This is a genomic window from Alloactinosynnema sp. L-07, assembly GCF_900070365.1.
Lineage (GTDB): Bacteria > Actinomycetota > Actinomycetes > Mycobacteriales > Pseudonocardiaceae > Actinokineospora.
On the sequence record NZ_LN850107.1, the window covers coordinates 4,574,603 to 4,596,582 of the forward strand.

Here is a 21,980-nt window from a genome sequence, read left to right on the forward strand (position 1 = left end):
TGGGTGATCGGCCTGGGGTCCGTTCGAGTGAACCTGCGCGAAAGCGGGACACCCAACCGGCTCGCCTGCGATTCTCGCAATGACGATCATGAACCGCCCCGGCGATCAGGAAGGGGACAGATCCGTGTCGAACGACGTCGACGATGGCGTCGAACTCTTCGATGTGTTCGTCAGCTACGCGGGCGCGGACCGCGACGTCGTGGCGCCGTTCGTCGAGCTGCTGAAGAAGGGCGGCTGGAAGGTCTGGTTCTACGACGCGCACATGTCGGCCGGACCGGCGCTCAAACCGCAGATCGCGTCCGCCATCCGGCGGTCGGCGTACATGATCGTCTGCCTGACCGACTCCTACCTCGCCAGCGACTGGACCGAGTTCGAGCTGCTCAACGGCACGCACGCCGACCCGGCGGGCAAGTCGGGAACCACGATCGTGGTCAAGTTCAAGCCGATGACCGGCAAGGTGCCCGCCCACGCCGCCCATCTGTTCGTCTACGACTTCAGCGACCAGCGCGACTACGACCGGCACTTCGCCCGGATCACCAACCTGATCAAACGGCGCAAGGCGAACCCGGTCGCGGAGACCTACGACGCGCCGCTGTCGGCCGAGCCGGTCGAGGCGCTGTACCAGATCTGGCGAAAGACGGCCCAACTGTCGCGGGAACTGCACCAACAGGAGATCGGCGACGTGCCCCCGAACGCGCCGGACGAGCAGATCATCGGGCAACTGCTGGCGTCGCAGAAACTTCCGCCCCGCGTCATCGAGGCGCTGTCGACCGCGCGGACGTTGGGCAACCAGGCGGTCAACAGCCGCTCCGGCGAGGTCACCGTCGCCGCCGACACCATCGCCGTGGCCAGGGCCGCCTTCGACCGGCTGATGGCCTGGCGCTTTCCCGAGCGCGAGCCGCCGGACGTCTGGGCGCGGGTGTACGCCCGGCTCCCCCAGGCCCATGGCGGGCGCCGGATCCCGGGCACCGACTACGTGCTGACCGGCGCGGAACTCGGCCGCAACAGCCACGGGCCGCTGTACCCGGGCCGGGACACGGCGCGGGGCACGACGGTGTCGATCAACCTCGTCGGGATCCCGGCCGAACGTGACGACGCGTTCTTCGAGCAGGTGGCGCGGTTCACCCGGCTCAGCGATCCGAACATCGTCGCGCCCATGGACGCGGGCACGATAGCGGTCGACGGCGAACGGCTGTGCCTGTTCCTCGTACTCCCGGTCGTTGACGGGGTTTCCGCGCAAACGCTCACCGAACACCACGGGCCGCTGCCCCCGCGCGCCGCCTACGAGCTCTGTCTCGGGATCGCCAAGGCACTGCGCGGCTTCCACGCCGCCGACCCGCCCATCGCGCACGGCGACATCAAGCCCGCCAACGCGGTCGTGGGCACCTTCGGCACGGTCAGCGTGCTGTGCATCGGCAGCGACCTGACCGACTCGCCCGCCGACGACCGGATCGACTCGATGCTGTTCACCCACCCCGAACAGCGCTCCGGCGCGCCCGCGACGCCGAGGTCGGACGTGCAGGCGCTGCGGCTGGTCCTGCACTACCTGCTGACCGGCGACTACCTTCAGGACGGCACCGAACCCGACCCGGCGGTGGATCCGCACCGGGTGTTGGAGCGCCTCGTGCGGTGTGTGGGCGCGGCCAGCGCGTGCGCCACGATCGAGGCCGCGTGCGCGGCGTTGCCGCCACTGCCGAACCTCGCGTCCGTCAACCGCGGTTACCGCCACCACATCGGCGCCACCCTGCCCACGCCCGCGACCACGGTGTCGGCCGAGGGGATCGTGCTGACCGGGTCATATCCCATCGACGCCAAGCGGGCCTGGCCGCTGCCCGCCGGGCTGGTCCTCGTCTGGGAGCAGAGCACGGACACCCTGGCGATCCTCGACAGCTCCGGGATGGTGTGGCGCGACTCGACCCCGATCGCGGTCCGTCGCACCGACACCCGGGCCGATCGGATCGCCGTGGGCGGCTGGGACGGCGCGCTGCGGTTCTTCGTCGACGGCGCCCTCGCCGCCACCGACACACTCAGCGGCGCGGTCGGTGACGTTCGGCTCGTCGGCGACGGTGTGGTCGCCGGATCGTGGCGGCACGACCTGCGCCAGTTCACCACCGACGGCGTCCGGCGGGACCTGCTCGACGTCGCCGCCGGGACGCACCGGATCGCGGTGGCCAAGGACGGGGACCGGTTCGCGGTCGCCGACCTGTCCGGCGGCCTGTCGATCTACGTCGGCGAGCGCCGGGTCGCCACGCTGCCCGACTTCACCATGGCCGCCGACATCGCCTACGCGGGCGGCAGGCTGGTGGTACTCACCGACACCGGGCTGACCTGCCTGAACGTCGACGGCACGATCGGCGCGGTCGAGCCGAAGCCGGGCGCGTCGCGGCTGATCCCCGGTCACGGTGACACGTGCGGGCTGCTGCAAGCCAACCAGCGCACCGGGGCGATCGAGCTGTGGCGCATCGATGAGGCCGACCGACACGTCCTCGAATGCGGGTTCCCACCCGGGGCCAAGCCGGTCGCCCACGGCGGCGGCCACCACGTGCTGAACCGCGCCGACGGCGGCCGCGGCTATTGGCGCGACGGCGCGTTCCAGCTCGAATGGCCGGACGCGGTCGCCGCGTCGCTCTCGGCCGACGGCAAACACATCGCGGTGTGCGAACCCGGCCGGGTCGCCCTGTACGAGGACCTCGGATGAACCTCACCCGCTCACGGGAGGTGCTGCTCCAGCGCCTCGCCGAACTGTCCGCCGAGGAGCTCACCCCTGGCGTGCGCCTCGCGATCGCCGAGGCCGAGTTCCGACTGGCGATCGACCAGGACACCGCCCCGGAGGAGGGCGTCGAACGGTTGCGCAGGTCGATCGCGCACGACCCGTTCAACCCCAAACTGCCGCTGCACCTGGGCAGGCTGCTGCACCGCGCGGGCCGACACGGTGCGGCGGTCTCGGCGTACCGGGCGGCGCTGCGCCTGGCACCGCGGAGCAGGCGCGCGCACGTGCTGCTCGCCCAAGTGCTGCTGGAGTCCGGCAAGGAGGAGCGCGAGATCGGCCAGGCGCTGCTCGCCGCGCTCAACGCCGATGACGCGGCGGCGCGCGACGCCGCCGTCGTCGCGTTGGACGCCGTGCTCGACCAGGCCAGAACCGGCGCCGAGCCCGGCAAACGCGCCAAGAGCGAGGCCAAGGCACGACCCGGCAAGCACAGCGCGACCGACCTGTGGCAGCTGTCGCTGCTCGATCAGCTCGCACGCCCCAAGCCCCTGCGGCCCCAGGTCGACGCCCACCTCGGCACCGGGTCGAGCGGTGCCCGCACCGGGTCGAGGGTCGCCGAGTTCGCGATCGCCTGCGTGTCGACATTGGTCGCCGGGGACAGCGTCCGCGACGTGCGGGCCCTCGCCCGCTCCGGCCTGTCCGGGCACGACGACCACCCGGCGGTCGCGCTGCTCGACGCGATCCTGGACTTGGTCGAGACCGACGACGCGGCGGATTTCGTAGCGAGCACGACGCGGCTGCTCGACGACAAGGTGCTGCCGATCGAGCTGGCGTGTTGGGCGCACTTCACCAAGTTCGGACCGGGCGGTGCCCTCGCCGCCGAGGACGCGCTGCGGATCCTCGACCGCTACCCCGGCCACATCCAGGACACCGACTGCTTCGTCGAGCTGCGGATCGCGGTGCTCGACGGTCTCGCCCGGGCCGCGGCGGCCACAGGGCACACCGCGCGCGCCAAGCTGCTCTGGCGGGAGACGGTCGCGCTGGATCCGTATCGGGTGCCGGTGGCGATGAACCTCGCGCTGATGGCCGCCCGGACCAGGTCCGCCGACGAGTACGGCCCGGCCTGGGAGCGCCTGTCCGAGCTGCTGTACCTGCACGCGGCGGGCGCGGGCGACGTCCAGCTCTACCTCGACGAGCGCCGGACGCTGCATCTGGCGTTGAGCCAGCAGAGCAGATCGCGGTACTGCGCGCCATCGCCTCGGCCCTACCCGACCGACGCCGAGGTGGCGGCCTGGGTCGCCGACGACGAGACGGTCCGAGTCTGGCTGTCCGAATGGGATCTGTACTACCTCAACGCGCGCTTGGGATTCCGCTCGCCCAGTCACGTGCTCGGGGTGGCCGAGGAGCCGACCGACGAAGCGCTGGCCGACGCCCGGGACGCGTTGCTCGGGATCACCGACCTCACCCTGCGCGGCCGCGACTGGGCGGGGGTCACCGTCTTCGCCGACCTGGTCGCCGACCGGGTCCGGGCGGCGCACACGGCGGCGTCGGACCCGCAGGCCAGGGCCCGCGACGAGTACGCCGACGTCGAGAAGGCTCGGGCCGACGCGCTGGCCGACGAGACGCTGCGGCGGGGAATCCTGTTGCGCGGCATGATGACCGCGCTGATCGACCGAGGCTCGGGCGAGTACCTCGCCCTGGGGTGCGAGATCGCCAGGAGACAGCTCGCGCTGCCGTGGTCGGTACTCACCCCGATCTGCATCGATCGGGGCATGATCAGCGATGACATCGATCTGGTCAAGGTGTTTCGATCCGACCTCGTCGCGCTCTCGACGAAGTGGAACAAACCGGCGCCGACGAGCCAGGAGGAGTGGGCGAGCAGACTCGTCGATCTGGACGTGTGCGTCGAGATCATGCCATTGGAGTTACGACCGAAGGTCGAGCGCTGCGCCCTGTTGCAAGCGGCTGATCGACCCGACGACGCATACGCGGCCGCGGTGTCCGCATTGGACGACACCGTGGACACCGTCCACGACGACGACGCCGTCCAGCTGCGGCGCGATCTGGTGACCTTGGTCGACAACACCGCCGTGTCCCCCGTTCCCGTCACCCCGCAGGGCGGCTTTGTGGCGGATGAACCCACGGCAGCCGCGTGCCGTCGGGCCCTCACTCGGTTCCCACGCAGCGGTGGGCTCAGCCGATTGCTCGCCGACGTGTTGCTGAAGCTCGGCGGCGAGGCCAACGCTCGGGAAGCCGTCACCGTGCTCAGCGCCGCGATCGACGTCGCGCTCGACCACGAGTGTCGCGTCGAGTCCGAGACGCTGCTCGCGACCACCCGGGGCGCGGCGGCGCGCGAGATGGTGCTGACGAAGATCCGGGAGATCAGCGGACCGGCGATCGATCGGGTCGACGCGGCCATCACCCGGCTGCGGGAGGAGACCGACGACACGGCCGACGCGAAGGTGGCGCTGCGCGCGGCCATCGCCGACGCGATCACCGCGGTAGGGGAAGCGGTCGCCATGGCAGAGCGCGCGAATCTGACCGATGAGGCCCAGGAACTGCGAGCGCGGCTCGACCGCCTCACCGCGTCCCGCGACCAACTCGACGCCGAGGAGGACTGACCGGCGATGTTCATGATCGAATTGGGTGCCGAGTCGTTCTACACCGTCCTGGGAGTCGAGCCGACGGCGACGGCGGCCGAGATCCGGGAAGCCCGCGACGCGCTCATCCGCGACCTGCGCGAACAGCTGCGCCGCGAACCCGCCCGGCGTACCGAACTGGAGGAACGGCAGCGCGCGGTCAACACCGCGGGCGAGGAACTGGCCCGGCCGGCCAAACGCGCCGAGTACGACGCCGCGAACGCCCATCTGCGGTTCTTCACCGTGCGCGACGCGGCGGCCGGGCTGTTCAACGACCGCGCCGACCGGGTCGAGGTGCTGCACACCGCGATCGCGACGCACCTGCGCCTGGCAGGCGTCCAGGTCACCCCGCGGTCCGATTTGGACAGACAGGATTTCGACTCCGACCTGACCCCCGACCCTCGACTCGACCACCACGGCGAATAGGGATCCACCATGGAGATCGTGACCGACGCGGACACCGCCACCGCGACCGCGGACGCCGTCCCGGCGCCCCCCGACCCGCTTCAGCGGCGGCTCGACCAGATCGGCGGGCTCCTGGAGGAGGTCGTCGACGACAACACCGCCGTGGTCGCGACGATGAACGACCTCGCGCAGGCCCAGCGCGCCCTGTCCGCCGACGTCGGCCGGGAGATCACCGCGCTGCGCGCCGACCTGGTCGGCGGGCTGGTCCACCGCACCCTCAAGGACCTGTGCGTCGAGCTGATCTCCCCGCTCGCCGCGATGGACAAGATGGTCGCCGACGGCACCGCGCTCGACCCGACCGCCGTGGCGAGCCACGTGCGCAGCCTCGCGCTCACCCTGCGCGGGGTGCTCAGTCGGATGGGCGCTGAGCCGATAGCCGTCGACGTCGGCGCCACCGCGTTCGATCCGTACCAGCACCGCTGTGTCGGAGTGGTCGAACCCGACGACTCACCGTTCCCCGACGCGGCGCCGCGCACCGTCGTCCGGGTCGTCGAGGACGGCTACCTCCTCGACCGCAAGATCCTCGTGCCCGCGACCGTGGAGATCCAGAGCGGCCGCGCTGACCTCACGCCGGACCAGGCCGAATAGGAGCGACATGCCATTCCACAAGGTAATCGGGATCGACCTCGGCACCACGTACTCCGCGGTGTCCATATGGGACGGCAAGGACACCCACATCATCGAGAGCGCGTTCGGCACGAAGACGGTGCCGTCCGTGGTCGGTCTCGACCCGGAGGGCCAGGTCATCGTCGGCGCGCCCGCGCAGAACAACCTCGCAAGCGACCCGCTGAACACGATCATCGAGGTCAAGCGCGAGATGGGTTCCTACGCCAGGGAACCCAGCGGCCCCGGCGACCCGGGTGAGCCGCGGCGGGTGCCGTTCCGCGGTCGCGACTACCTGCCCCAGGAGATCTCCGCGTTCATCCTGATGGAGCTCAAGCGGCAGGCCGAGAGCTTCGTCGGCGAGCCCATCCACGACGCGGTGATCACCGTTCCCGCGTACTTCAAGGAGCCCCAGCGCGGCGCCACCCACGACGCCGCCCGGATGGCCCGCCTCAACGTGCACCAGCTGCTCAACGAGCCGACCTCGGCGGCGGTGTGCTTCGGCGCCGACAAGGTCGAGGACGAGCGCACCCACACCTACGCGGTGTACGACCTCGGCGGCGGCACGTTCGACGTGTCGATCATCCAGATCAGCGCGGGCAACGTCAGCGTCGTGGGCACCGGCGGCGATTCGCGGCTGGGCGGCGGCGACTTCGACGACCGGATCACCGGCTGGGTGCTCAAATACATCCAGGACAAGCACAGCACCGACCTCACCGGCGACCCGGCGATCTGGCAGCGGGTCAAGCGCGAGGCCGAGATGCGCAAGCGGGAGTTGTCGGTGGCGACCGCGGCCACCCTCAACCTGCCGTACTTGACCCCGACGCTGAGCGTGAACGTCCCGCTGACCCGGGCGACGTTCGAGGCGCTCATCAAGGACCTGCTCGACCAGTCGCTGGACTGCCTCGACAAGGCCATCGAGTCCGCGCACGAGAGCAACGGGGTCGAGCGCGACGAGATCGAGCAGGTGCTGCTGGTCGGCGGGTCCACGCGCATCGCGTGCGTCCGCCCGATGCTCGCCGAGCACCTCGGCCTGGAGATCAAGGACATCCGCGGCGACATCAGCCCGGACGAGGCCGTGGCCAGGGGCGCGGGCATGATCGCGCGGCAGTTCCCGGAGAGCGACGGCTACGCGGGCGCCGACATGGTGATCACGCCCGCCGCGTCGGGTGGCGAGGCCGTCGCCGACGGCGCGATCCTGCTGCAGGACGTCACCAGCCACACGCTGGGCATCCTGGCCAACCGGGCGGACTTCGTGCCGATCCTGCCCAAGGACAGCCGAATCCCGGGCGGACAGACTCGGGGCGACTTCACCAACGGCGGCAATTCCAAGGAGATCGATGTCCTGATCTTCCAGGGCGAGAACCCGGTCGCGTTCGAGAACGACCTCATCGGCAAACTGCCGATCATCCTGCCCGAGCCGAAGGAACAGGGCTATTACCGGTTCGACGTCACCTTCGAGATCGACACGAACGGGCTGCTCGACGTCGGCGTGAAGTGCCTCAACGACAACCAGATCTGGCAGACCAAGGTGCAGTGCGACGTGCGCGCCACCGCCGAGCAGATCGAGGCCAGCGCCGCGCTGCTCAGCGAGGCGATGCCCGAGCGGCGGGCGGTGGACACCGACGCGGGCCTACCCGTGCCGCCCGCCGGTCTGCCCACGCCGCCCGGCGCGCTGCCCACCCCGCCGTCCGACCTGCCGCGGCCGCCGGGCGCGGCGACCCCCGGTCCCGCGGCCCCACCGCCGCCGCCCGCGTCGACCCCGGACGAGTTCAAGGCGATCGCGCGGCGCTCGTTCAAACTCATCGGCCAGCTCCCGCCGCCGGATCGCGCCCGGCTCGTCGAGGCGTATACGCGGTTCGTCGAGGCCGTCGCGGCGGGCGGGGACGACGTCGAGGACCTCGGCGACGAGCTCAGCGACTTGTTCTACCAGCTCAGGTAGCCATGGACGGGCCACCTGGGGTTCGGTTGACAGCCGCGGTCGGTCGGACCGGCCGCGGCACGCTGTGGCGCGCCACCCGCGAGGTCGACCACGACCGGATCGTGCGGTTCATCGATCCGAGGTTCAGCGACGGCCGATTCCGGCAGGCGCTGACCGCGCTGCGCGGCCGCGCGTCGGGTCGGATGCTCGCGATCCGCGAGGACGGCTGGTCGGACGGGCAGTACTACGTGGAGTACGCCGTCGATCCGTCCTGGCGCACGTTGGAGGAGCGGCTGGCCGCGTTGCCGGACTGGTGGGACCGGCTCGCATTGCTCGACCAGGTCTGCGCCGCGCTCGACCACTGGCGGCATGGGCCGGTGCGTCCGCTGGGTATCACCGCCCGCGAGATCGTGATCATCGACGACCAGCCATGGTTGGCGCCGTGCCCGCCGACGACCGTGGCCTCCCCGTGCGACCTGTTCGGGCTGGACGTGACCGTCGTCGAGACGCTCGCCCCGGAGCTGATCCGGGGCACACCGTTCGACGACCAAGCCCAGGACGCCTACGCGCTGGCCACCCTGGTCGCGCAGGCCATGGCCTGTCCGCGGACCCGGCTCGCCGCCGACGACGACGAGCACCGGATCGAGGCCCAGGCCAGGGGCGTGTTGCTGCGGTCGACCGTCGACGGGTCAGCCGTGCCCGCGACCATGCACGGATCACCGCAGGTCGAGCGACTGTTCCGGACGATCAGGCACTACCGGCATTCCCGCCCGGACGTCCGGCCGCGCGACGCGAGCGAACTGCGTGACGCCATCGCGGCCGCCATCGACCCGGTAACGCTGATCGGCGGCATCGCCGACGGCGACGCCGCGATCCGGATCGTGGACGCGGCGCTCGCCCGCGAACCGGAGCGCACGGATCTGCGGCTGCTGCGCTGTGAACTGGCCTGGGACCAGCTCGATCTGGTCGCGGGAAGCCCCGCCGACGACCGCGTCGACCGGCTCACCCGCGATCTTAAAGTCCTCTTCGGACAGAATGTGCTCACCGATCCCTTGTGGCACAAGCGGCTCGCCCACCTGCACCTGCGCCGAGACGACCACCGGGCGGCGGCGAACGCGTTCCACGCCGCCGCGGCCGCCGACCCCAGCGATCTCGACGCGCTGGTCGGCTACGCGCGCAGCTGGCTGGCGCTCGGCGAACGCGGCTATGCCCATCAGACCGCGGTCGAGGCCAACCGGCGCATCGACCGGATGGTCCGCAACCAGTTGCTCACCCCTGGGGAGGCAGACCAATGGCGAACCCGATTCGTCCCGTTCACGCCATGACCGACGCAGGAGCGTGGCGGCGGACCTTCGCGGCGCTGGTGGGCACCGTGGTGTTCCTACTGCTGCTGGCGAGCCCGGCGGCGGCGGACGACCCGCCCACGATCATCCTGCCCTCGGACGCCGCGCTGCCCGCAGGCACGTATCGGGCCACAGTGGACGGACCGAACGGACCGGTCGTCGCGACCGTCTCGGTGCCCGCGCCCGCTGGCGGCTCGCCGTCCGCGTCACCCAGCGGCACCACGGGGACCCCGGCCGCCGGGACCCCGGCGGGCGAGAACCCGAACGCGCGGGAAGAGGCACCCACGGAGTCAAGCTCCGGTTTCCTGCCGGTCCTGCTCGCCGTCCTCGCGACAGCGCTGCTGATCGGCGGGACGGTCCTGGTGCGGCGCAAGATCGTGGAACCGGGCAGGCAGCGATCGGCATTGAAAGCCGCGGTCGCGCTGATCGGCGTCGGCGACTACCGCGCGGCGATCCCGGCGCTCAGCGCCGTCGAGACCAAGCTGAGCGACCGGCTGCGCGTGCAGGCCGGGTTCTTCACCGCGTTCGCGCTGGTCCAGATCGGCGAGGTGGACGAGGCGTCGCTGCGGCTGGCCGGGCTCAACCGGGCGAACCCCAGCCACCCCGAGATCGCCTACCTGCTCGCCCACCTGCGGGTCGAGCGCCGCGAGTACGACGCCGCGGAACCAGTGCTCGCGCCGCTGCGCGGTCGCTTCACCGACCGCGCCCGCAAGCTCTACGGCGTCGTGCAGTACCACCGCGGTCTGGAGGCCCTGCGCGACGGCCGGGTCGACGCCGCCGCCCAGCTGTTCCAGGAAGTCGAGACGCTCGGCGACTTCCGCGACCACCTGCCAGACGACCTGCGCAACCGGCATGTCGCGCTCGGGGCGCGGGCACTGTTCGACAAGGACGTCGTCGGCGCGCGCAAGCACTTCGAGGATCTGGAGCGGGCCGCGCCGAGCCTGCCGGACGACGAGCGCGAGCAGATGCTCGCCCTGGCCGATGTCGGGACGGCCCTGGCCGCGTGGATCGAGAACCGGCCGGGGGCCGGTGCGCGGATCGACGCGCTGCTGACCACGGCCGTGGCCCGACTCGACCCGGACGGCGCGACCGCACTGCCGTGGCCCGACACCGACCCGGTGACCGTGGCCGACCGCCTCGCCGCCATGCAGGAGGCGGGCACCGACGGCGAGCTGTCCGATCTCGACCGCGTCCTGCGCGACCTGCACTTCCTGCGGGGGATGGCGCTGCTGCGCGACTGGGCGGGCAAGCCGACCAAGTCCAAGCTCACCGAGGCCGTCGAACGCTTCGCCTGCGCCCGCGAGCGCGACCCCGACTTCAGCGACACCTACCTCGTCGTCGGGCTGCTGCGGTACTACCTGGCCGACAGCGACGCCGAGCGCGCGGTCGCGGCGACCGTGCTGGCCCGCGCCCAACTGCTCGGAGCGCGCGATCCCGAGGTGCTGCGCGTCCTCAACCGACAGGCGCGGATCACCCGGGCGGGCCGCGACGCCGTCGACGCCTATCTGCAGGTCCTCGACCAGTACGTGGCGGACGGCTCGATCCGCGAGCAGGTCCGCGCGGACGTCGTGCGCAGGCTCTCGCGGTTCCGCCGGGTGCGCGACTGGGACGGGCGGCCCGAGCTGGTCGAGGTCCGCGCCGCCCCGCCGACGGTGGCGGAGATGAACGACCGCTCGGAGCTGCTGCGGGTCCGGGTCAGCCAACTGCTGGCCGCGCCCGGCTCCGCCGACCTGGTCGAAGCCCACGAGCTGGTGCGGAATCTGGAGGCCGACAGCAAACGACTGGCCGAGCACGCGCGGTCGGTCGAGCAGAAAGAGGCCAACCTGTTGGTCATAGTCGGTGACCGTCTTCTAGTCGACCACGAGAGGTGACCATGACCGAGCGCGCGCCCCGCGACCTCACCCCGGCCGACTGCCTGGCCAAGCTGTCGATGCCCGACATCGACACCTCGGGCGCGGCGCACAACAGCGACCTGTTCCGCGTCGAACTGCGCCGGGCGGTGCTCGCGATCGCCGAACTCGACCACATCCGCGAGACCGCGATCGTGCGGGAAGTGGTGACCGCCGTGCGCGGCGGAGCGCCCGAAGTCGAGGAGGACTGATATGGCCGACGAGCCGGGTGGCCTGGCCTTCGGGCCGCCGGAGGACGGCCCATCGCTGGAGACGCTGCGGCACGACGCCCGCAAGCTCACCGACATCACCCCGGTCGACATCACCGGCCACACGGCGTTCGCCCCGACCGAGAAGAAGGTCGACATCGCCGCGGCCGCCCGGCTGCGGCCGGAGGTCACCGGCCTGCGCGTCGGTGCCGACCTGGACCGGCTCGACGCGGGCCTGGACACGCTGAACGAGTTGGCGGCGAACGCCCGGATCGAGCGGCTGCTCAAGCAGGCGCGCGTGAAGGTCGACGAGCAGAAGTTCCACATGGCGATCACGCTGATCGATCAGGCGTTGGCGATCGACGCGAACTTTCCGCCCGCGCTCGCACTGCTGGCCATCTGCCGGTGCTCGCTGAGCGAATACGAGCCCGGGCTGGACGCACTCGCGCGGGCCACGGCGAACGCGACCGACCCGGAGATGAACCTGCGGATCAGTGATCTGCGGGCCGAGTGCGAGCAGATCGTCATCGACGGCGTGACGACCCGGCTCGACGAGCTCATGGCCGCCGACGAGCCGGCTGCCGCGCTCAGGCTGGTCGAAAGCGTGCTGCGCGGGCTGCCCACCGATCCGGTTCTGCGGTACTGCCACGCGGGTGTGCTGCTGACGCTCGGCCGGGCCGCCGACGCCCGCGACGTCGTCACCGCCGCGCTCGCCTCGGCGACCGGACCCGCCGAGGAGGCGTTCGGGGAACTGCTCGACCAGATCCTCGGCGAGCTGCACGGGCCGCAGATCGACCAGGCCCGGCGTTGTCTGCGCGACCGCGACCCCAAGGGCGCGATCCGGCAGCTGGAGCTGTGCCATCCGAAGATGCGCGGACACGGCGACGGCAGGCTGCTCTGGGCGTACGCGAATGAGCGGTACGCGGCGCGCGCCATGCTGGGCTTCGTCGGCCGCAAACGTATGCTCAAAGCCGAAACCCAGCCGCTGCCACAGGTGTCGCTGCAATCGGTGCTGCTCTGGCTCCTCCACGAGGAACTCATCGGCGGTCGGACCGCCATCGACGACGGCGACTACGCGGAGGCCGCCGCGCTGCTGACGGCGGCCAACCACATCGACCCGCGGTGCTCGGCCGTCGCCTACCTGCGAACGGTCGCGCTGATCCTGCTGTCGCGCAAGCTGTTCAGCACTGGCGACGCCACGGTGCTGCCGACTGTCGAACGGCATCTCGTGGACGCCGAGGAAAGCCGGGCGGTCGCGATGAGGGACCCGGAGTACGCCACCGAGGCCGCCGAGTTCACCGATGTCATCGCCGAGGACCTGACCCAGGTCCAGTTGATCATCAGCGTGGTCGCCGTGATCGATAGCTTTGATTCCGCTATCGAGGACCTGAAGCGGCGCCCACCCCGCGACCACTATCAGGTCAACCGATACCGCGACCGGTTTCTGACCATTCAGCTGCAGGCGGGCAAGGTGCGCCGGATGTGTCCCGAGGACTCATCCGAGGCCGACGCGATGTCGCAGATCATCAGCGCGGTCGGAAGGATCGTCGCCTAGTGGACCACGTCGAGTTCGCCTGGAAACAGCAGAAGCGGTGGTCGCACGCGGCGGGCACGCTCAAGAAGTCGATCAGCCGGGCCCGGTGGACCACGCTCGCGCTCAGCGTCGTCGGCGCGGTCCTCGCCACGGCGTCGGCTCAGCTGTTCGCGGTCGACGGGCCCACCGGCCGGGGCTTGGCCGTCGCCGCCGCGGTCGCGCTGGCGGTGATCCCGTTCACCCAGCGCGGGATGAGCGTGACCAAGACGCGGGACTGGACCAGGGCGAGGTCGGTTTCCGAAGCGATCAAGGCCGACGTCCACCTGTTCCTGGCCCGCGCCACACCGTTCCGCGGCGCCGAGCGGGACACGGTGCTGCTGTCTCGATTGGACACTCTCGCCGACGACGCGGGCGACCTCGCCAGGTACCTGCCCGACCCACCCGAGCGGCGTGCCCTGCCCGCCGTGCACGACGTCGAGTCCTACGCCGAGGTCCGCGTGCGCGAGCAGGCGGAGCGGTACTACCGGCCGAAGGCACACAAGATCGGGCGAGCGCAACGGATTCTGAGCGCCGCCGAGACCTCGCTGGCCGTCATCGCCGCCACGCTGGTGGCCGTCGCGGCGATCGTGCCCTCGCCCAAGGCGATCGTCTGGATCGGGGTCCTGACGACGGTGGCGGGGGCCCTCGCCGCGCACTCCGGCGCCGCCCGCTACGACTACCAGTTTGTCGAGTTCACCCGAACAGCCGACAAGCTGGAACGACTTCTCGCCCAGCGTTCCGTCGACGCCGTCGACGACGACACCTTCGTCGTCGAGTGCGAACGAGTGATCTCCATCCAGAACGAGGGCTGGATGGCCAAGATGGCGCTCGACGAAGCCGACCCGGCCCCGGCGAACTGACGTCGCTCGCCATCCGATGTGCTCTGGAACACCCGCCTATAGGCTTTAGGTGTGTGCCTAAAGTATGTAGTATGGCCAGGTGGCTCACACTCCTCTCACCACGGCTTCGGTGATCGCCGAAGCGGCGGCGCTCGCCGACGAGGACGGCTTCGAAGCCGTTACCCTCTCAGCGGTGGCACGCCGCCTCGGTGTGCGGACGCCGAGTCTGTACTCGCACGTCCGGGACCGGGACGCGCTGCTGGACGGGGTCAGCGCGCTCGCGCTCGCCGACCTCGCCGCCAGGATCGTCGAGGGGATCGCGGGCCGGGCCGGTCGGGAGGCGCTCGAAGGCTTCGCCGCGGCGCACCGGGCTTACGCACTGGAGTCGCCCGGCCGATGGACGTCGCTGCAGCGGCGGGTCGGCGAGACCGCTGTGCGGTCGGACGCCGCCAGGGAAGTCGTCGCGTTGACCGCCGCGGTGCTCCGCGGCTACCCGGTCCCGGCGGACGAGCATGTGCACGCCGTACGAGTGCTGGGCAGCACGCTCAACGGCTTCCTCGCGCTGGAACGCGTCGGCGGTTTCGACCACAGCCACCCCGGCCCCGAAGTCTCCTGGCACAAGACCGTCGCCGCGCTCGACGCGCTGCTGCGGGCCTGGCCCGCCGAGTCCGGAAAGGACACCACCGCGCCATGATCACCACACCGCTGACCGCCCCGTTCTTTCGCGGTGTAGCCGAAGTAGAGAAAACCGCCCGTGGCGTGCGGCCGCATCGGCTGCCCGCGTGGGTGCGCGCCCAGTTCCCCGATCCGCAGTTGCTGATGACGGAGGCGCAGCCCTCCGGCGTGCGACTGGTCATGACCACAGCGGCGCGGACCGTCGAGCTGGTCACCCATCCGACGCGAGTCGCCTACCGCGGCACGAATCGGCCGCGGGGCAGCATCGATCTCGTCGCCGACGGCAGGCTTCTCGCGAGCGAGAGTCTTGCCGGTGGGGACCTCATCGAGGTCGACCTGCGCACCGGGCGAACCGAGGTCCGCACCGGGTCCGCGCACACGGTCGCCTTCCGCGGGTTGCCAGCGGGCGAGAAGCTGGTCGAGGTGTGGTTGCCGCACAACGAATCGGTCGAGCTGGCCGAGCTGCGCACGGACGAGCCGGTCCGGCCGGTCGAGGCGGGCGGGCGGGTCTGGCTGCACCATGGCAGCTCGATCAGCCACGGCTCGAACGCGGCCGCGCCGACCGGGATCTGGCCGGTGGTCGCCGCCCGCGGTGGCGGGGTCGAACTGCGCAACCTCGGGTTCGGCGGCAGTGCGCTCGTGGACCAGTTCACCGCCCGCGTGATCCGGGACTCCCCTGCCGACTTCCTGAGCGTGAAACTTGGGATCAACGTGGTGAACCTCGACGCGATGCGCCTGCGCGCGTTCGTCCCGGCCGTACACGGCTTCCTGGACACGATCCGCGACGGGCACCCGGACACGCCGCTGGTGCTGATCTCGCCGATATTCTGCGGAATCCACGAGGACACCCCGGGACCGGGCGCGTTCGACCCGAGCACGCTCGGCACCGACCAGGTCACCTTCACCGCGACCGGCGACAGCGCGGAGCAGCGGCGTGGGCGGCTCACCCTGCGGATCATCCGCGACGCGCTGGCGGATCTGGCTGAGCGCAGGGCAGGCGACGCACACCTGCACTACCTGGACGGAACCACGCTCTACGACGAGAAGGACGCCGCCGGGCTCCCCTTGCCCGACGCGCTGCACCCTGGCCCGGCCGCGCACCAGCTGATCGGCGAACGGTTCGCCGAGTACGCGTTCGCACCAGAAGGCCCATTCGCGGTTCGGTGACCCGGCCGACGCCGCCCGCCCGGTCACGCGCTACGCGCCCGGAGGCGGGTGACGACGAAGGCGACCAGTGCGACCGCGACAACGGCGATCACGAGCGAGTTCCTGATCGACAAGCGCGCCGACGAACTGATCGCCTGGCTTCCCGCCTGACCATCCGCCCCACACTCAAACCACCGAACTACGGCGGTCGCCCCCGGCGACCAGCAGGATGCGGGGAGTAGCCGGTGGTCACTCAAACGAGTGACCGCCCTGGCCGGGCCATACACGCCGACGCTCAAGCCCGACGGGACTTATAACGAATCAATCATCATCGCTTGGCCTCAGCGGTCGCGTGATCAATGCTCTGCTGACAGAGTGTGACGCGGGTCACCGACGGGAGGTGTGATGCTTGCGGTCCGCAACCTGGAGGTCGTGTACGACGACGTGATCCTGGTTCTGCGCGGGGTCAGCCTGGAGGTGCCGGAAGGCAAGATCGTCGCCCTGCTCGGCGCGAACGGCGCGGGCAAGACGACGCTGCTCAGGGCTGTCTCCGGCCTGCTCGGAGTGCATGAGGGCGAGGTGACCAAGGGGTCGATCACCCTCGACGACGAGCCGATCCACCGCAGCAACGCGGCCCGGATAGTGGGGCGGGGGATCAAGCAGGTCCAGGAGGGCAGGCGGATCTTCGCCGAGCTCACCGTCGAGGAGAACCTGCGGGTCGGCGCGCACACCAACATCAAGAATCTCAAGGAGAACCTCGCCAGGGTCTACGACCTGTTCCCGGTCCTGCGCGACCGGCGCAAACGGACCGCGGGCTACCTCTCCGGCGGTGAGCAGCAGATGCTCGCGATGGGTCGGGCACTGATGTCGGACCCCAGCTATCTGCTGCTCGACGAGCCGAGCCTGGGCTTGGCTCCCCTGCTGGTCCAGCAGATCCGGGACCTGATCGTGCGGATCAACGCGCAGGGCACCACGGTCCTGCTGGTCGAGCAGAACGCGACCATGGCGCTGTCCATCGCCGAGCACGGGTATGTGATGGAGAACGGCAAGATCGTGATGGACAAGCCCGCCAAGGAACTGCTCGCCGACGAGGACATTCGCGAGTTCTACCTGGGACTCGGCGCGGAGGGCGCGGTCAAGTCCTTCCGCGACGTCAAGCACTACAAGCGGCGGAAGCGGTGGCTCTCATGAGCGAGCTTGCGAGCGAATCCATGTCACAGTGCCTTCGCGAGTGGAGCCACCGACCTTGGGAGGCGGCCGCATGAGCGAGCCGATCCTGGCGTTCGACGACGTGCACCTGTCCTTCGCGGGCGTCAAGGCGGTCAACGGCGTCTCCTTCGAGGTCGGCGCGCGCGAGCTGTTCGCGATCATCGGGCCGAACGGCGCGGGCAAGACGTCGATCTTCAACATCCTCTCCGGGGTGTACCGGCCGCAGACGGGCCGGGTGGTGTTCGACGGCGTCGACCTGGTGGGCAAGCCGCCGCACCGGATCGCGGCGCTCGGCATGGCACGGACGTTCCAGAACATCGAGTTGTTCTCGAACCTGACCGTGCTGGACAACCTGATGCTCGGCAGGCACCACCACATCCGCTACGGCGCCCCCTCCGCGTTCGCGTGGTTCGGCCGCGCGCGCCGCGAGGAGATCGCGAACCGCGCCGTGGTCGAGAACATCGTCGACTTCCTCGAACTGGAGCAGTGGCGCGCGTTCCCGGTGGGTCTGCTGCCCTACGGCGTGCAGAAGCGCGTCGAACTGGGCCGGGCGCTGGCCATGGAGCCCAAGCTGCTGCTGCTCGACGAGCCGGTCGCGGGCATGAACCTTGAGGAGACCGAGGACATGGCGCGCTTCGTCCTCGACATCCGCGACGAGCTCGACATCCCGATGATCCTGGTCGAGCACGACATGGGCCTGGTGATGGATCTCGCCGACCGGGTGATGGCCATGGACTTCGGCACGCCGATCGTCACCGGCACCCCCGGTCGGGTCCAAGCCGATGAAGGGGTCATCCGGGCCTACCTGGGGCAGGAACACGCGACGGAGGTGACGTCATGACCCAGGTCGTCGAGCCGAGCACGAAGACCACGACCACCATCGTGACCAGGGTGCGGGATCGCGCGCGCACCATGCCCGACGGGGTCGCGATGCGGGAGAAGGACTTCGGCATCTGGCAGGAGGTGTCCTGGGCGGGCTACTGGGACACCGTCGAGCTGATCGGCCACGCGCTGCTCGCGCTCGGCGTCCAGCCCGGCGACCGGGTGGCGATCCAGTCGGAGAACCGCCGGGAGTGGCTCTACACCGACCTCGCCGCGGTCGCGGTGCGGGCGATGACCGTGGGCCTCTACCCGACCAACCCGGCCGCGGAGGTCGCCTACCTGCTCGCCCACTCCGGTAGCAAGATCCTGCTCGCGGAGGACCAGGAGCAGGCGGACAAGGTCCTCTCGGTGCTCGACCAACTGCCCGAGCTCGAGCGGATCGTCTACTTGGAACCGCGCGGGATCCGGCGCCGCTACGACAACCCGAAGCTGCTGTTCTGGGAAGACCTTCTCGCCATGGGCGCTGAACACCGCGCGGCGCACCCTGGCGCGGTCGACGAGACCATGGCCCAGGCGCGGTCAGACGACATCATGACGTTGGTCTACACCTCCGGCACCACCGGTCCGCCCAAGGGCGCGATGCTGTCCGTGGCGAACGTCGAGTTCTGCGTCCAGACCCTGATCGAGGGCGGCGGGTTCACCTCTCCCCCACCGGGCACCGACGACATCATGCTGTCCTATCTGCCGCTGTGCCACGTGGCCGAGCGGATCTTCACCACCTGGTTCAACGCGTCGGCGGGCGCGCAGGTCAACTTCGCCGAGTCCATCGCGACCGTGCAGCCCAACCTCCGGGAGATCCAGCCGACGATCCTGTTCGGGGTGCCGCGGATCTGGGAGAAAGTGCTCGCGGGCGTCAACATCAAGATCGCCTCGGCGTCCCCGGTCAAGCGCGGGCTCGCGCGGTTCTGGCTCAAGGTGGCCGACGGCATCGGCGACACCCTGGTACGCACTGGCGGCGCGCACACACCGGGCACCAGGCTGCGGTATGCCCTTGGCTACCTGTTCCTCTACCGCTCGCTGCGCGACCGCATCGGCATGCGCAAGGTCCGCTACGCCGCCTCGGGCGCCGCGCCGATCGCGCCGGACGTGCTGAAGTTCTTCATGGGCATCGGCGTGCCGATGCACGAGGTGTACGGCATGACCGAGAACAGCGCGATCGCCACCGCCAACCGGCCGGGACGGATCAAGCTCGGCACGGTCGGCGAGCCGCACCCTGGCGTCGACCTGCGCGTCGACGAGGAGACCGGCGAGATCCTGACCAAGCACCCTGGCGTGTTCGCGGGCTATTGGCGCGACGAGGAGGCCACGGCGAAGGCGGTCGACGAGCACGGCTGGCTGCACACCGGCGATGTGGGCGTGTGGGTCGACGGCACCCACGTCAAGATCACCGACCGGATGAAGGACATCATCATCACCGCGGGCGGCAAGAACGTCGCGCCGTCGGAGATCGAGAACGCGCTCAAGGTATCGCCGTACGTCAAGGAAGCCGTGGTGATCGGCGACAAACGTCCGTACCTGACCGCGCTGATCGGTGTGGAGCTGGAAACCGTCGGGGAATGGGCGCAGCGCAAGCGCATCCCGTACACCACCTATCGGGACCTGTCCGAACGCCCCGAGGTCATCAAGCTCGTGCAAAGCATCGTCGATGAGGTCAACAAGAAGTTCGCCTCCGTCGAGCAGATCAAGAAGTTCCGCATGCTGCCGAAGGAACTCGACCACGAGGACGGCGAGTTGACCGCGACGCAGAAGGTCAAGCGGTCGGCGCTGGGCAAGCTGTTCGACGACCTTGTCGAGTCCATGTATCCCAAGGGGGGAGGCGCATGACCACCTTCCTGCAGGCGGTGGCGGGCGGGCTCGGACAGGGGTCGATCTACGCGCTGCTCGCGCTCGGCTTCGTGATCATCTACAAGTCGATGCGGGTGGTCAGCTTCGCCCAGCCCGCGTTCATGCTCGCGGGCGCGCTCGCGGTCAGCTTCATCGCCGAACCGCTGCTCGGGATGCCGAGTCCGTGGGGTTTCTTCCTGGCCCTGGTGCTCGGCGCGATCGGCGTCGCCCTGCTCGGACTCGGCATCGAGCGCACGGTGATCCGGCCGATGGTCGGCAAACCGGTGTTCGTGATCGCGATCATCACCCTGGGCATCGACATCGTGGTCCGGTTGGTGGCCAACATCTTCATCGGCCTCGACGTCCGGCCCGTCGGCGACCCGTGGGGGCTGAGCTCGATCGACCTCGGTGGCGTGCAGGTGCAGGAGCGGCACATCGTGATGCTGGTGACCACGGTTCTCCTCGTGGTCGTGCTGTTCGCCTTCTTCAAGTACTCCAGGCTCGGGCTTGCCATGCGGGCGGCCTCGTTCAACCAGGAGACCGCGCTGGCGCAAGGCATCTCGGTCGGCACGGTGTTCGCGACCTCCTGGGCGATGGCGGGCGCGCTGGCGGCGGTCGCGGGCACGTTCCAGGCCACCGGCGCAGGCATCGACCAGAACCTGTGGATCATCGCGCTCAAGGCGCTGCCCGCGATCATCCTCGGCGGCCTCGATTCCCTGGGCGGGGCGGTGATCGGCGGGTTCACCGTCGGGCTGGTCGAGTCGCTGGTCGCCACCTATCAGGGCGACTACGCGCCGTGGCTTGGCCAGAACTTCTCCGTGGTCTCGGCGTACGTGGTGATGCTGTTGGTGCTGCTGGTCCGCCCATACGGCCTGTTCGGCACCAAGGAGGTGGAACGGGTATGACCGACCAGCGGCCCGCGAAGGCCTCCCGTCAGCTCTGGGGCAGGCCCGAGCTGTACACCTCCTACGGGCAGAACCTGCGGATGCTCAACACCCGGCCCAAGCAGCTCGCGGTGGTCGCGATGGTGCTGCTGGCGGCCACCTATGTGCCGTTCGGGCTGCCCGACGAGTGGCTGCACCTGTTCGCCACCGGGCTGGCGGCGGCGATCGGCGCGATCGGGTTGAACATCGTGACCGGGTACGCGGGTCAGGTGAGCCTCGGCCACGCCTTCTTCCTCGCCATCGGCGCCTATACCGCTTCGGCGCTCAGCGGCGAGCCGGGCAGGCGCACGATCGGCCTCGGCATCACGTTCCTGCCCGTGTGGCTGCTCGCCGCCGGTGTGGTCGCCGGACTCGCGGGCGTGATCGTCGCGCCGCTGGCGACCCGGCTGCGTGGGCTCTACCTGGCCATCGTCACCCTCGGCCTGGTGTTCCTCGGCCTGCACATCTTCAAGGAATGGAGGTCGCTCACCGGCGGACCGGGGGTCGGCAGGCAGGGCCCGGTGCCGGAGATGTTCGGCCAGCGCCTCGACCGCAACGGCGAGCTGCTCACCGGTGATCAGAAGATGTACCTGGTGACGCTGGTACTGCTGATCATCTTCGCCGTGTTCGCCCGCAACCTGGTGCGGTCGAAGGTCGGCCGGGCCTTCGCCGCGGTGCGGGACCGTGACATCGCGGCGGGTGTGATCGGCGTCAGCGTCGCCCGCTACAAGGTGCTCGCGTTCGGGATCTCGTCGTTCTACGCGGGCTGCGCGGGCGCGTTGCTCTACGCGGTTCTCGGTCGGGTCGAGCCCGACTCGTTCAACCTGTTGCTGTCCATCCAGTTCGTCGCGATGGTGCTGATCGGCGGGGCCGGAACGATCGCCGGATCGATCATGGGCGCGCTGTTCATCACGATGCTGCCGCGGCTCACCCAGGAGCTGCCGACAGTGCTGCCGTTCATCAGCTCGGACGTGACCGCACCGCTCGGCGCGGCCAACTTGGCGATCATCTTCTACGGACTGATGATCATCTTGTTCCTGATCTTCGAGCCGCGCGGGCTGTTCGGGATCTGGATCCGGATCCGCAACTACTTCAAGGCATGGCCTTTCTCCTACTGAAGTCGATTCGCCTGC

At 70.1% G+C, this 21,980-nt stretch carries 17 protein-coding genes; all 17 read left to right on the forward strand.

What is annotated here, in order from left to right; translation table 11 throughout:
• Positions 1-124: 124 nt before the first annotated feature.
• The 17 genes from BN1701_RS20400 (at position 125) to BN1701_RS20480 (ending at position 21,965) form a co-directional block, all read left to right on the forward strand.
• Complete coding sequence (locus BN1701_RS20400) at positions 125-2,698, forward strand: TIR domain-containing protein (RefSeq protein ID WP_172803293.1); 2,574 nt, start codon at positions 125-127, stop codon at positions 2,696-2,698.
• Positions 2,695-5,328: a tetratricopeptide repeat protein gene (locus BN1701_RS20405; RefSeq protein ID WP_054051240.1), complete on the forward strand. Its 2,634-nt coding sequence runs from the start codon at positions 2,695-2,697 to the stop codon at positions 5,326-5,328. The genes BN1701_RS20400 and BN1701_RS20405 overlap by 4 nt, the downstream gene beginning before the upstream one ends.
• 6 nt (positions 5,329-5,334) lie before the next feature.
• The gene (locus BN1701_RS20410) at positions 5,335-5,772 is read left to right on the forward strand and encodes a hypothetical protein (protein WP_054051242.1); all 438 of its coding nucleotides are present in this window, start codon (positions 5,335-5,337) and stop codon (positions 5,770-5,772) included.
• 9 nt (positions 5,773-5,781) lie between these two features.
• A complete protein-coding gene (grpE, locus tag BN1701_RS20415) occupies positions 5,782-6,399 on the forward strand; it encodes a nucleotide exchange factor GrpE (RefSeq protein ID WP_054051245.1) in 618 nt (205 codons plus the stop codon).
• Positions 6,400-6,406: 7 nt separating this feature from the next.
• Complete coding sequence (locus BN1701_RS20420) at positions 6,407-8,356, forward strand: Hsp70 family protein (protein WP_054051247.1); 1,950 nt, start codon at positions 6,407-6,409, stop codon at positions 8,354-8,356.
• A 26-nt stretch (positions 8,357-8,382) separates the two neighbouring features.
• The gene (locus BN1701_RS20425; protein WP_054051248.1) at positions 8,383-9,660 is read left to right on the forward strand and encodes a hypothetical protein; all 1,278 of its coding nucleotides are present in this window, start codon (positions 8,383-8,385) and stop codon (positions 9,658-9,660) included.
• Positions 9,657-11,549, forward strand: a complete 1,893-nt coding sequence (locus BN1701_RS20430; RefSeq protein WP_054051250.1) for a tetratricopeptide repeat protein — start codon at positions 9,657-9,659, stop codon at positions 11,547-11,549. Before BN1701_RS20425 ends, BN1701_RS20430 begins: the two co-directional genes overlap by 4 nt.
• A gap of 2 nt (positions 11,550-11,551) precedes the next feature.
• Entirely contained in the window at positions 11,552-11,779 is a 228-nt protein-coding gene (locus BN1701_RS20435; protein ID WP_157368130.1) for a hypothetical protein, read from the forward strand.
• Position 11,780: 1 nt separating this feature from the next.
• On the forward strand, positions 11,781-13,331 hold the full coding sequence (locus BN1701_RS35845; protein ID WP_054051254.1) for a hypothetical protein: 1,551 nt from the start codon (positions 11,781-11,783) through the stop codon (positions 13,329-13,331).
• The gene (locus tag BN1701_RS20445) at positions 13,331-14,209 is read left to right on the forward strand and encodes a DUF4231 domain-containing protein (RefSeq protein ID WP_054051256.1); all 879 of its coding nucleotides are present in this window, start codon (positions 13,331-13,333) and stop codon (positions 14,207-14,209) included. Before BN1701_RS35845 ends, BN1701_RS20445 begins: the two co-directional genes overlap by 1 nt.
• 79 nt (positions 14,210-14,288) lie before the next feature.
• Positions 14,289-14,882 (forward strand): TetR/AcrR family transcriptional regulator, encoded by a 594-nt coding sequence (locus BN1701_RS20450; RefSeq protein ID WP_054051258.1) that lies wholly within the window; start codon positions 14,289-14,291, stop codon positions 14,880-14,882.
• On the forward strand, positions 14,879-16,030 hold the full coding sequence (locus tag BN1701_RS20455; RefSeq protein WP_054051260.1) for a GDSL-type esterase/lipase family protein: 1,152 nt from the start codon (positions 14,879-14,881) through the stop codon (positions 16,028-16,030). Before BN1701_RS20450 ends, BN1701_RS20455 begins: the two co-directional genes overlap by 4 nt.
• Before the next feature lie 384 nt (positions 16,031-16,414).
• The gene (locus BN1701_RS20460) at positions 16,415-17,200 is read left to right on the forward strand and encodes an ABC transporter ATP-binding protein (RefSeq protein ID WP_054051262.1); all 786 of its coding nucleotides are present in this window, start codon (positions 16,415-16,417) and stop codon (positions 17,198-17,200) included.
• Positions 17,201-17,270: 70 nt separating this feature from the next.
• On the forward strand, positions 17,271-18,059 hold the full coding sequence (locus BN1701_RS20465) for an ABC transporter ATP-binding protein (RefSeq protein WP_054051264.1): 789 nt from the start codon (positions 17,271-17,273) through the stop codon (positions 18,057-18,059).
• Positions 18,056-19,924, forward strand: coding sequence for a long-chain fatty acid--CoA ligase (locus tag BN1701_RS20470; protein ID WP_054051266.1), 1,869 nt, complete (start codon positions 18,056-18,058; stop codon positions 19,922-19,924). Before BN1701_RS20465 ends, BN1701_RS20470 begins: the two co-directional genes overlap by 4 nt.
• Positions 19,921-20,829, forward strand: coding sequence for a branched-chain amino acid ABC transporter permease (locus tag BN1701_RS20475; protein WP_054051267.1), 909 nt, complete (start codon positions 19,921-19,923; stop codon positions 20,827-20,829). Before BN1701_RS20470 ends, BN1701_RS20475 begins: the two co-directional genes overlap by 4 nt.
• The gene (locus BN1701_RS20480; RefSeq protein WP_054051270.1) at positions 20,826-21,965 is read left to right on the forward strand and encodes a branched-chain amino acid ABC transporter permease; all 1,140 of its coding nucleotides are present in this window, start codon (positions 20,826-20,828) and stop codon (positions 21,963-21,965) included. The genes BN1701_RS20475 and BN1701_RS20480 overlap by 4 nt, the downstream gene beginning before the upstream one ends.
• The last annotated feature ends 15 nt before the right edge of the window (positions 21,966-21,980 follow it).

Excerpts from the sequence above, each read along its gene's own strand:
- BN1701_RS20405 (WP_054051240.1), top strand. The coding sequence starts at position 2,695 with ATGAACCTCACCCGCTCACGGGAGGTGCTGCTCCAGCGCCTCGCCGAA.
- BN1701_RS20410 (WP_054051242.1), top strand. The coding sequence starts at position 5,335 with ATGTTCATGATCGAATTGGGTGCCGAGTCGTTCTACACCGTCCTGGGA.
- grpE (WP_054051245.1), top strand. The coding sequence starts at position 5,782 with ATGGAGATCGTGACCGACGCGGACACCGCCACCGCGACCGCGGACGCC.
- BN1701_RS20420 (WP_054051247.1), top strand. The coding sequence starts at position 6,407 with ATGCCATTCCACAAGGTAATCGGGATCGACCTCGGCACCACGTACTCC.
- BN1701_RS20430 (WP_054051250.1), top strand. The coding sequence starts at position 9,657 with ATGACCGACGCAGGAGCGTGGCGGCGGACCTTCGCGGCGCTGGTGGGC.
- BN1701_RS20435 (WP_157368130.1), top strand. The coding sequence starts at position 11,552 with ATGACCGAGCGCGCGCCCCGCGACCTCACCCCGGCCGACTGCCTGGCC.
- BN1701_RS35845 (WP_054051254.1), top strand. The coding sequence starts at position 11,781 with ATGGCCGACGAGCCGGGTGGCCTGGCCTTCGGGCCGCCGGAGGACGGC.
- BN1701_RS20455 (WP_054051260.1), top strand. The coding sequence starts at position 14,879 with ATGATCACCACACCGCTGACCGCCCCGTTCTTTCGCGGTGTAGCCGAA.
- BN1701_RS20460 (WP_054051262.1), top strand. The coding sequence starts at position 16,415 with ATGCTTGCGGTCCGCAACCTGGAGGTCGTGTACGACGACGTGATCCTG.
- BN1701_RS20465 (WP_054051264.1), top strand. The coding sequence starts at position 17,271 with ATGAGCGAGCCGATCCTGGCGTTCGACGACGTGCACCTGTCCTTCGCG.
- BN1701_RS20470 (WP_054051266.1), top strand. The coding sequence starts at position 18,056 with ATGACCCAGGTCGTCGAGCCGAGCACGAAGACCACGACCACCATCGTG.
- BN1701_RS20475 (WP_054051267.1), top strand. The coding sequence starts at position 19,921 with ATGACCACCTTCCTGCAGGCGGTGGCGGGCGGGCTCGGACAGGGGTCG.
- BN1701_RS20480 (WP_054051270.1), top strand. The coding sequence starts at position 20,826 with ATGACCGACCAGCGGCCCGCGAAGGCCTCCCGTCAGCTCTGGGGCAGG.